The organism is Coprococcus intestinihominis (genome assembly GCF_040096555.1).
Taxonomy (GTDB): Bacteria; Bacillota; Clostridia; order Lachnospirales; family Lachnospiraceae; genus Coprococcus_A; species Coprococcus_A intestinihominis.
This window is the reverse complement of the sequence record NZ_JBBMEK010000129.1, coordinates 1-8,915: the sequence shown is the minus strand read 5'-3', so window position 1 is coordinate 8,915 and position 8,915 is coordinate 1. Positions and strand designations below refer to the sequence as shown.

The window sequence follows — 8,915 nt, the reverse complement described above, 5'->3', positions numbered from 1 at the left end:
GTGGATGATCAGGTATTCCGACAGGTTTCCGATACACAGACACCTCAGGGAATTATGGCGGTTGTCAGACAGCAGGAGAACAGTCTGGACGCTATTATGAAGCAGCCGGATGCATTGCTGCTGTTCCTTGAGAATATCCAGGATCCGGGTAATCTCGGCACCATGATGCGGACAGCGGAAGGAGCCGGCGTAACGGGGATCATTATGAGCCGTGAAACGACAGATATTTATAATCCGAAGACCATCAGGGCTACAATGGGTTCTCTGTACAGAATGCCGTTTGTCTATGTGGATGATTTCTGTGAGACTATCCGTATGGCAAAAGCACAGGGCATTCGGTTGTATGCGGCCCATTTAAAGGGAAAGCATACCTATGACGGAGAAGACTACAGACAGCCTTCAGGATTTCTCATCGGCAATGAAGGCAATGGCCTGACGCAGGAAGCGGCTGACAGTGCCACGGATTACATCAGAATTCCTATGGGAGGACAGCTTGAATCGCTGAATGCAGCGGTTGCAGCGGCGGTGCTGATGTATGAGGCGAATCGCCAGAGAAGAGAACAATTGTAAATTGTTATCATTTTGTAAGAAAAGATTCAGAAAATTCAGATTTATTAACATATCAAATGTCAATTGTTTTAAATAATGAGGAATGATATAGACATCAACCGTAAAAAATGATATGATGAAGACAACTACAGATATTTGACGCAGATGAGGAATAGAATGAGGCAAGGAGGGATTTGCGTGGAACAAATGGAGATTATCTGGCTGGCATTGATGGCAGTTCTGCTGATCATAGAGATTATGACGCTGGGGTTGACGACAATCTGGTTTGCAGCAGGCGCTCTGTTTGCATTTCTGACAGCGTTGCTCGGATTGAATCAGGGAATCCAGATTGGCGTTTTTGTAGTTGTATCTGTTGTACTGCTGTTTTTCACAAGACCATGGGCTGTGAAGTATCTGAATACCAGAACGGTCAAGACGAATACGGAGGCTCTGGTTGGCAAATCAGCCAGAGTCATTGCGGATATCAATAACCTGAAGAGTGAAGGTCAGGTTGTGATCAATGGTCTGGAATGGACAGCAAGAAGCTCGGATGATACCATCATTTTCAGAACAGGTGACGTTGTCACTGTTGTTGGTATTGAAGGCGTGAAACTCATTGTCGAAGGACAGAAGAAAGGAGACTAATATGATTTTAGTGATTGTATTAATTATTATCCTGTTATTGATCTTAGCATCCTGCCTGAAGATCGTTCCCCAGGCCCATGCCTATGTTATTGAGCGTCTGGGTGCCTATCAGGGAACCTGGTCGGTTGGTTTTCATATCAAGATGCCGATCATTGACAAAGTTGCCAAGAAAGTTATCCTGAAGGAACAGGTTGTAGATTTTGCACCTCAGCCGGTTATTACGAAGGATAACGTTACCATGCGTATTGATACCGTTGTCTTCTATCAGATTACAGACCCGAAGCTGTATTGCTATGGTGTTCAGAATCCGATCATGGCCATTGAGAATCTGACAGCAACAACATTGCGTAATATTATCGGTGATCTGGAATTGGATGAGACGCTGACATCCCGTGAGATCATCAATGCCAAGATGCGTTCAACACTGGATGAAGCCACTGACCCATGGGGCATCAAGGTCAATCGTGTCGAACTGAAGAATATTATCCCGCCATCTGCGATCCAGGATGCCATGGAGAAACAGATGAAGGCTGAACGTGAACGTCGAGAATCCATTCTGATCGCAGAAGGTGAGAAACGTTCTGCAATCCTGAAGGCAGAAGGCCATAAGGAATCTGTGATCCTGCAGGCTGAGGCAGATAAGCAATCTGCGATCCTTCGTGCGGAAGCTGTGAAGGAAGCGAAGATCCGTGAGGCAGAAGGTGAAGCGCAGGCTATTTTGAAGATTCAGCAGGCCAATGCTGATGGTATCAAGTTCATTCGCGAAGCCGGTGCAGATTCAGCTGTTCTCCAGTTAAAGAGTCTGGAAGCTTTTGCGAAGGCGGCTGACGGTAAGGCCACGAAGATCATTATTCCGTCAGATATTCAGGGTATTGCAGGTCTTGCCACTTCTATTGCGGAAGTTGTCAAAGAGGCAGATGCCAAATAACGCTTAGAAGATATGTAAATTTTCACCTAAGATTAGGCGAGCCGCTGTGCAGGTTGTACAGCGGCTTGTATTTTACGCGAACAACGAGCCAAAGTCCGTGCTTGCACGAGACTTTGGCGTTGCTAAGCGCCAGTGGCGCTTGTTTAGCAACGACCGAAACGGAGTGTAGAGGCCGCGATAACTTGAGAAACTCGCGGAGCGTGTTTCTCATAGTTTTTTACAAACTTATAACGAGAATGTTTAAGAAATTTTTCAGAATTTAGATAGACAATCTTTAAAAAATGGGTGTATACTTCTGTTTGTATCAAGAAAGAAAATAATTTTTAGTCGACCATAATAATTATAATAAGTTGTGGAGGAGTTCCTATGAGAAAATTGAGACAATGGACCTTGAATCATCCATTGCAGTTTGTGAGTGTTTTTATGCTTGTTTATTTTACGTGGTTTTCCCTGTTGGAGAAGTATGCACAGCCGGTTTTGATGATACATTCGAAGTTGGATGATAAGATTCCATTTTGTGAATACTTTATCGTGCCGTATTTGCTGTGGTTTGTGTGGATCGCCGGTACATTTGTTTATTTTTACATAAAGTCAAGAGATGATTTTTATCATGCCTGTCGTTATATGTTCACCGGTATGATTGTCTGCCTGATTATTTACACACTGATTCCGAATGGATTGAATCTGAGACCGGAGATAACCAATAACAATATTTTCTCAAGACTGGTAGACATGATCTGGTCTGTGGATACGGCAACGAATGTTTGCCCGTCGATCCATGTGTTCAACAGTATTGCAATCAATACGGTTATCCAGCATTCCAATGCCTTTAAGCACAAGAAGCTGGTTCATGTGGGTTCCTACATACTGGCCCTTGCAATCTGTATGTCAACATTTTTCCTGAAACAGCATTCAGTTGTGGATGTATTCTGGGCATGCGTACTTGGATTGATTTTGTATCCGCTGTCATACAAGTCAGCTTTTGATGATTCAAGAGAAAGCGAATACAATGTTAAAGCTTCATAAACAGATTGAATGGAATGTGTCCATTTCCTTACAGAGGGGAGATGCGGCACATTCTTTTTATTGCAGCTCTTGATAATTTAATCAAAATAGGTTAATATCGTATCATATGGGTTCATATGGAATGAATATAAGCGGAGGTCGTGACATGAAGGAAAAGATATTAAAGTGTCTCAGAGAGGCAGAGGACTATGTGTCCGGCCAGGAGCTGTGTCAGATGTTCGACGTGTCAAGAACAGCCATCTGGAAAGTGATGAATCAACTGAAGGAAGAGGGCTATGTCATTGATGCTGTGAAAAATAAAGGGTACAGGTTGGTGCAGACACCGGACCTTGTGACAGCAGAAGAAGTAGAGAGTCTCCTTGAGACATCATGGGCGGCACGGCCGGTTGTCTATGAAGAAGAACAGGCATCGACCAATCAGACAGCTAAGATGCTGGCAGAACAGGGGGCTTCGCATGGAACACTTGTGGTCGCTGAGCGTCAGGTATCCGGCAGAGGCAGAAGAGGCCGTCCTTGGCATTCGCCAAAGGGCAGCGGCATCTGGATGAGTATTCTTTTGAGACCGCAGATTCATCCGATGTCAGCGTCTATGCTGACACTGGTAGCAGCGATGGCTGTTTATGATGCTATCAGCAGCCGTGTGGAAGGATGTGCCATTAAATGGCCGAATGATATCGTGATCGACGGCCGCAAGGTGTGCGGAATCCTGACAGAGATGAGTTCAGAACAGGACAATATCCATTATGTTGTGATCGGCATCGGGATCAATGTGAATACAGATGATTTTCCAGAGAATATTGCGTCGGTTGCTGCATCCATGCATGTGATCACAGGCGCCTATTACAAACGGGCGGAGATTATTGCAGATACCTGGAAAGCGTTTGAGAAGTATTATGATCTCTTTGTGCAGACAGAGAATTTGGCATTGATGGTGGATGCTTATAATCAGCGCCTTGTGAATATGGACCGCAGAGTGATGATTGAGGAACGCGGCCATCGGTATGAAGGAACTGCCCGAGGCATTGATGCGGAAGGTGCGCTTCTTGTTGAGAGGGATGATGGAACGACAACATCGGTGATATCGGGGGAAGTCTCGGTCAGAGGCGTTCTTGGGTATGTATAGTTCTAGAATGAGAAGGACTTGCCCTGAGCAGAAACGGGCAGGTATATGAAGGAGGAAGAATATGTTTCAGGATAAAATGGTATTATGTGCTTCAAGTGCATACGAGAAGAAGTTTTATCTGAATGAGAATTTTGAAGGGTTGCCGCAGCATGTTAAGGATGAGCTGAAGATTATGTGCGTGTTGTTCACGGAAGATGTAGGCGGTGTGCTGTCCCTTGAATTTGATGAAAACGGCAATCTTGAACTCAATACATCTGCCGATGAAGGCGATCTTCTTTATGATGAGATCGGCAGTGTGTTGAAGATTAAGCAGATGCAGCAGGAGAAACAGGAATTATTTGAGTCACTGGAGACCTATTATAAAGTTTTCTTTTTAGGGGAGGATATTGAAGATGATAATGGCGATTGATGTCAGCAACACAAATATCACATTGGGTACCTTCAAGGGAGAGAAGCTTCTGAAGATTTATCGTGTGACCACAAAGGTTCCGAGAACATCCGATGAGTATGGTGTGCTTTTGCGTGATCTGGTTCGTTTATCCAATGCCAGTCACCATGAGATAGAAGGCGTTATTATCGCTTCTGTTGTGCCGAATGTCATGTATTCGCTGACCAATGCCTGTATCAAATATTTTCATGTGCATCCGGTTATTGTGGGACCGGGAGTGAAGACAGGAGTGAAAGTCGGTGCAGAGAACCCGAAGGAAGCAGGTTCTGATCTGATCGTCAATGCAGCGGCTGTCAAGGAATTATACGGTGTGCCGGCCATTGTCATTGATTACGGAACAGCGACTTCCTATCAGCTGGTTTTAGAGGACGGCAAGCTGGATTCCGTTGTTATTGCACCGGGTATTCAGACAAGTGTTCAGGCGCTGACCAGTGATGCAGCCAGAATTCCGGAAGTGGAGATTAGAAAGCCGAAGACAATTCTGACGAAGGATACAACAGAGTGCATTCAGGCCGGAATCGTGTACGGTACCATTGGGGAGACTGAATACATTGTCCGCAAGATGAAAGAGGAATCTGGTCTTGAGAATATCAAAGTGGTGGCAACAGGCGGTTTCGGCAAGGTGATTGCCGACGAAACAGATGTCATTGATATTTATGATAATATTCTGACCCTTCAGGGGCTGCGCATTATTTATTATAAAAATGTGGCTGCCGGAAGGAAGAGCAGGAAAATTCAGAACTAAGTCAATGATAGACATTGAAGCAGGAATAAAAGGGAAATATTGTGCATATGATGATGAAACCATTACAAATTGGAAATCTTTGCATTGATCGTCCCGTTATACTGGCACCGATGGCAGGCGTTACTGACCTGCCATTTCGTGTGCTCTGCCGCGAACAGGGATGCGGCATGGTCTGTACGGAGATGGTCAGTGCAAAAGCCATTACTTATAAGAACAAAAACACATTTCTTCTGATGGAAACTGTGCCACAGGAACGCCCGGTGTCTCTGCAGCTGTTTGGTTCAGACTCGGATATCATGGCGGAAGCGGTAAGAATGATTGCAGACAGAGATTTTGATGTGCTGGATGTCAATATGGGATGTCCTGTGCCAAAAGTTGTCAATAACGGTGAAGGGTCCGCACTGATGAAGCAGCCGGAGCTGGCAGGCCGGATCGTCAGAAGTCTGGTGGAAGCCATTGACAAGCCGGTGACGGTCAAGATCAGAAAAGGTTTTGATGATGATCATATCAATGCTGTAGAGATGGCCAAAATTGCGGAGGCCAATGGCGCTGCGGCTGTTGCTGTCCACGGGAGAACGAGAGAACAGTATTACAGCGGAAAGGCCGATTGGGAGATCATCCGCAGGGTAAAAGAAGCCGTGAAGATTCCGGTTATCGGAAATGGCGACATTTTTACCCCTCAGGATGCAAAGCGGATGATTGAAGAGACCGGATGTGATGCCATTATGGCAGCCAGAGGCGCCAGAGGCAACCCATGGCTGTTCAGAGATATCATTGATTATCTGGAGAAGGGAATCCTTCACGAGAAACCGTCGCTGAAAGAGATGACAGATATGATGCTGCGTCACGCGGAAATGCATATCCGTTACAAGGGAGAATATCAGGGCATCCGAGAGATGCGCAAACATGTGGCCTGGTATACAGCCGGTTATCACGGTTCCGCCAGAATGCGTCAGGCTGTGAATGAAGTGGAATCTTATGAAGCTTTGAAACAGCTTTTGGCAGATTGGCTGGCATACAGCGAAGGCGGTATGAAAGCTCATGACAAAAACAATGGATCATGACGAAAAATATGGCATGAATCAAGGGTTTAAGTGAAGGAATCAGTTGACAGTGAAATGTCAATAAGATATAATACAGGGATGTATGCTGGATAAAATAGATAGTTCTGCAGTTATACTGTATGGTGGATTGCAGAAGATGGATCCAGCCTGAAGTATGAACATTTTGAGAATGACTGAGCAGTTCAGGTGAAAGATAGAATAATAGTTATAGAAAGGATATTTTATTATGGCTGAGACAAAGAAGAATATTATGACATTTGCGGGTTTAAGAGCGTTGGAAGATGAATTATTTGATCTGAAGGTATACAAACGTAAGGAAGTTGCCCAGAAGATCAAGGAAGCGAGAGAACAGGGCGACCTTTCTGAAAATGCTGAGTACGATGCAGCTAAGGACGAGCAGAGAGATATAGAAGCACGTATCGAAGAACTCGAGAAACTTCTGAAGAATGTAGAAGTTGTTGGCCAGGATGAAGTGGATGCAGATACTGTCGGTATCGGCAGCCGTGTGAAGTTATATGACGTAGAGATGGACGAAGAAGTGGAATATACAATCGTTGGTTCTACAGAAGCAGATGCATTAAACGGCAAGATTTCCAATGAATCACCGGTAGGTGCAGCACTTATCGGTTCCAAGGTTGGCGAGACAATCGTTGTTGAGACTATTTCCGGTGACCTGGAATTCAAGATCCTTGAGATTGCAAGAGCTTAATTTTCAGCAATCGCAAGTAATCATTTTTTGTACTTGCAAAAGCTTAATATGGACAAGGGCTTAATTCTATGAGTAAGCCCTTGAATTTAGTAATAGGAAACGCAACAATCAGTTATCGAATAGAACAGGAGAGAGCAAAGTGGCAGAGGCAAAGAACAATCAGACACCAGATGTCAGTGAACAGGATAAAATCAGACGCGGCAAGCTGGCTGACCTTCAGGCAGCAGGCAATGACCCGTTTCTGATCACTAAGTATAACGTAACCCATCACAGCATGGAGATTAAGAACAATTTTGATGAACTTGAAGGTCAGGAAGTGACTGTAGCCGGCCGTATGATGCAGAAGCGTGTCATGGGTAAGGCTTCTTTCTGCAATGTCCGTGATCTGCAGGGAGATATTCAGTCCTATGTAGCAAGAGATGAACTGGGTACAGAGGCGTATCAGGCATTCAAGAAGTTTGATATCGGTGATATCATTGGCATCAAGGGCAAAGTTTTCAAGACAAAGACAGGTGAGATTTCTATTCATGCAACAGAGATCACACTCCTTTCCAAGAGTCTGCATACACTTCCTGAGAAGTTCCATGGCCTGACAAACACAGATATTCGTTATCGTCAGCGTTATGTGGATCTGATCATGAATCCGGAAGTCAGAGATACATTTATCAAACGTTCCCAGATTCTTAAGGAAATCCGTAACTTCCTTGACGGCCGCGGCTTCATGGAAGTAGAGACGCCGATGCTTGTATCCAATGCAGGCGGTGCAGCAGCAAGACCTTTCGAGACACATTACAACGCGCTGGATGAAGATGTGAAGCTTCGTATTTCTCTGGAGCTTTATCTGAAACGTCTGATCGTCGGCGGTCTTGAAAGAGTTTACGAAATCGGCCGTGTATTCCGTAATGAAGGTGTTGATACCCGTCACAATCCGGAATTTACATTGATGGAATTATACCAGGCTTACACAGATTATGAAGGCATGATGGAACTGACAGAGAGTATGTTCCGTTACCTTGCAGAGAAAGTCTGCGGCAGCGCAGTACTCAGCTATAATGGCACGATTATTGATATGTCCAAGCCATTTGAACGTATCACAATGATGGATGCAGTTAAGAAATACTCAGGTGTAGATTTTACAGAAGTGAAGACAGATGAAGAAGCCAAGAAACTGGCTGACGAGCATCATGTTGCTTATGAAGCACGTCACAAGAAGGGTGACATCATCAATCTCTTCTTCGAAGAATTCTGTGAAGACAAGATGATTCAGCCTACATTTGTCACAGATCATCCGATTGAAATCTCACCATTGACTAAGAAGAAACCATCCAATCCTGAATTGGTAGAACGTTTCGAGCTGTATATTTACGGCCGTGAAATGTGTAATGCTTACTCAGAGCTGAATGATCCGATTGATCAGAGAGAACGTTTCGCTGCACAGGAAGAAGCATTTGCAGCCGGCGATGATGAAGCTAACCATACAGATGAAGATTTCCTGAATGCTCTGGAAATCGGTATGCCGCCAACAGGTGGTATCGGTTACGGTATTGACCGTCTGGTAATGCTGCTGACAGACAGCCAGGCTATCCGTGATGTATTATTGTTCCCGACAATGAAGTCCTTAGATGGTGTAAATAAGAAAAATGATGTAAATAATACAGCTTCTGAAGCACCTGAAAAA

Annotated in this window: 10 protein-coding genes; all 10 read left to right on the top strand. The window is 44.6% G+C overall.

From position 1 onward, the window contains the following. On the top strand, positions 1-570 hold a 570-nt coding region (locus WMO25_RS10570), incomplete at its 5' end, for a TrmH family RNA methyltransferase (protein ID WP_349085301.1). A 186-nt stretch (positions 571-756) separates the two neighbouring features. Beyond that, positions 757-1,194 (top strand): NfeD family protein, encoded by a 438-nt coding sequence (locus WMO25_RS10565; RefSeq protein ID WP_349085302.1) that lies wholly within the window; start codon positions 757-759, stop codon positions 1,192-1,194. A gap of 1 nt (position 1,195) precedes the next feature. Further along, a complete protein-coding gene (locus tag WMO25_RS10560; RefSeq protein ID WP_349085300.1) occupies positions 1,196-2,122 on the top strand; it encodes an SPFH domain-containing protein in 927 nt (308 codons plus the stop codon). A gap of 366 nt (positions 2,123-2,488) precedes the next feature. Continuing rightward, on the top strand, positions 2,489-3,148 hold the full coding sequence (locus WMO25_RS10555; protein WP_349085299.1) for a phosphatase PAP2 family protein: 660 nt from the start codon (positions 2,489-2,491) through the stop codon (positions 3,146-3,148). Between the two features lie 145 nt (positions 3,149-3,293). Beyond that, positions 3,294-4,271, top strand: coding sequence for a biotin--[acetyl-CoA-carboxylase] ligase (locus WMO25_RS10550; protein WP_349085298.1), 978 nt, complete (start codon positions 3,294-3,296; stop codon positions 4,269-4,271). Positions 4,272-4,332: 61 nt separating this feature from the next. Next, positions 4,333-4,680: a DUF6145 family protein gene (locus WMO25_RS10545; protein WP_015512761.1), complete on the top strand. Its 348-nt coding sequence runs from the start codon at positions 4,333-4,335 to the stop codon at positions 4,678-4,680. Further along, positions 4,664-5,464, top strand: coding sequence for a type III pantothenate kinase (locus WMO25_RS10540; protein WP_349085297.1), 801 nt, complete (start codon positions 4,664-4,666; stop codon positions 5,462-5,464). The genes WMO25_RS10545 and WMO25_RS10540 overlap by 17 nt, the downstream gene beginning before the upstream one ends. Positions 5,465-5,511: 47 nt before the next feature. Then, positions 5,512-6,528: a tRNA dihydrouridine synthase DusB gene (gene dusB, locus WMO25_RS10535; RefSeq protein ID WP_349085296.1), complete on the top strand. Its 1,017-nt coding sequence runs from the start codon at positions 5,512-5,514 to the stop codon at positions 6,526-6,528. A 226-nt stretch (positions 6,529-6,754) separates the two neighbouring features. Continuing rightward, positions 6,755-7,237: a transcription elongation factor GreA gene (gene greA / locus WMO25_RS10530; protein ID WP_015512764.1), complete on the top strand. Its 483-nt coding sequence runs from the start codon at positions 6,755-6,757 to the stop codon at positions 7,235-7,237. Positions 7,238-7,376: 139 nt separating this feature from the next. Continuing rightward, a partial coding sequence (gene lysS / locus WMO25_RS10525; protein ID WP_349085294.1) for a lysine--tRNA ligase occupies positions 7,377-8,915 on the top strand: 1,539 nt, incomplete at its 3' end.

What these genes read in the sequence shown, in the direction of transcription:
- WMO25_RS10565 (WP_349085302.1), top strand. Translation starts at nt 757, where the DNA reads ATGGAGATTATCTGGCTGGCATTGATGGCAGTTCTGCTGATCATAGAG.
- WMO25_RS10560 (WP_349085300.1), top strand. Translation starts at nt 1,196, where the DNA reads ATGATTTTAGTGATTGTATTAATTATTATCCTGTTATTGATCTTAGCA.
- WMO25_RS10555 (WP_349085299.1), top strand. Translation starts at nt 2,489, where the DNA reads ATGAGAAAATTGAGACAATGGACCTTGAATCATCCATTGCAGTTTGTG.
- WMO25_RS10550 (WP_349085298.1), top strand. Translation starts at nt 3,294, where the DNA reads ATGAAGGAAAAGATATTAAAGTGTCTCAGAGAGGCAGAGGACTATGTG.
- WMO25_RS10545 (WP_015512761.1), top strand. Translation starts at nt 4,333, where the DNA reads ATGTTTCAGGATAAAATGGTATTATGTGCTTCAAGTGCATACGAGAAG.
- WMO25_RS10540 (WP_349085297.1), top strand. Translation starts at nt 4,664, where the DNA reads ATGATAATGGCGATTGATGTCAGCAACACAAATATCACATTGGGTACC.
- dusB (WP_349085296.1), top strand. Translation starts at nt 5,512, where the DNA reads ATGATGATGAAACCATTACAAATTGGAAATCTTTGCATTGATCGTCCC.
- greA (WP_015512764.1), top strand. Translation starts at nt 6,755, where the DNA reads ATGGCTGAGACAAAGAAGAATATTATGACATTTGCGGGTTTAAGAGCG.